At 52.9% G+C, this 1,215-nt stretch carries 1 protein-coding gene; it reads right to left on the minus strand.

Features of this window, described 5'->3' with window-relative positions; genetic code table 11:
* Positions 1–22: 22 nt before the first annotated feature.
* A complete protein-coding gene (locus ACMV5I_RS29450; protein WP_046807998.1) occupies positions 23–982 on the minus strand; it encodes an IS110 family transposase in 960 nt (319 codons plus the stop codon).
* Positions 983–1,215 lie beyond the last annotated feature (233 nt).

The following is a 1,215-nucleotide window of genomic DNA, read 5'->3' on the forward strand; positions in this document are numbered from 1 at the left end:
GGGAGAGATACCGTCTTGTCGGCTATCCGGCAAGCGGTATTTCCGCATTAAATGTCTTTCCTGATTTCACCACACCATAGGCCAGTTGCAGCAGTTTTCGCATCGCCGCACACACTCTCTCTTTGCCCGATTTCCCACGCAGCTTCAGCCTTTCTGTTAAGTCTTTAACCACAACATTGTATTGGCTTGCCACCACCGCGGGCATGTATAACGCGCTTCGTAGCTCACCGTGTCCCACTTTCGATAACCGGCTTTTCCCTTTAAACATCCCCGACTCACATCGCTGTGGATTTAGTCCTGCGTACGCTACCAGGGCCTTGCTGCTGGTGAACCGACGCAGGTTTCCTGCGAAGGCCAGCAGGCTGGAGCTCAGCATCTCTCCCACTCCAGGGATACTTTTTAGCAACTCGCTGTCCCGTTTCAGGTCAGGGTTATCATCGATGTGCTGACTGATTTTCTTCTTCGTTTCTCGTATCAGTTCATCCAACGTGGCGATGTGCTCATTGAGTGAAGGGACGATGACTGCTTCGGCCACCTCCAGGCGATTTTCTTCCATCTGACGCATCTCTTCCAGGTTCTTAAGATGCCTGACCAACGCGGTCAACTGGCGCTCACTCAACGGGGCTGGGAACCACGGGTCAGGCTGATGCAGTGCGCAGTAGCGGGCTATCATCGCTGCATCGCTTTTGTCCGTTTTGTTCCGGGCCAGTTCTGTATTGCCGAAGGAATGGATACACGCCGGATTCATCAGACTGACGTGGTAGTTGTTGTCTGCCAGATAAGTGGCCAGTTCCGTACTGTAGCTCCCGGTGGCTTCCATGCAGACATGACAGTCGCCAAAGCGGCTCAACCAGGCTGCGAACTCGCGGCATCCAGAAGGGGTATTGGCAAACTTTTTGGTTTTATACTTCTGATTGTCCAGCAGTACGGCGACATCAAATTTGTGTTTGGCGATATCAACGCCGACAGGGGTTCTACGCATTATGGCACTCCATAACCATGTCTGAAATTTATCGCCGGACCATCCTTATATGTGGGTGCTCATAGGCACAGGATACCGTTCGGTCTAGAAGGCGACAGGGAAATAGACAGCCGGGGCACAATCTCTCCCACGGGCTCATAGGCACTAGGGTTAGGGGGAGCTCACCGGCTATCTCCCGATGATCAGTCGGGGATCTTCTCCGCTAAGGCGGAGAAGATCAAGACATAAGGGTT

This window comes from Serratia sp. T13T92 (assembly GCF_047530105.1).
Lineage (GTDB): Bacteria > Pseudomonadota > Gammaproteobacteria > Enterobacterales > Enterobacteriaceae > Chania > Chania fonticola.

Excerpts from the sequence above, each read along its gene's own strand:
- ACMV5I_RS29450 (WP_046807998.1), bottom strand. The coding sequence starts at position 982 with ATGCGTAGAACCCCTGTCGGCGTTGATATCGCCAAACACAAATTTGAT.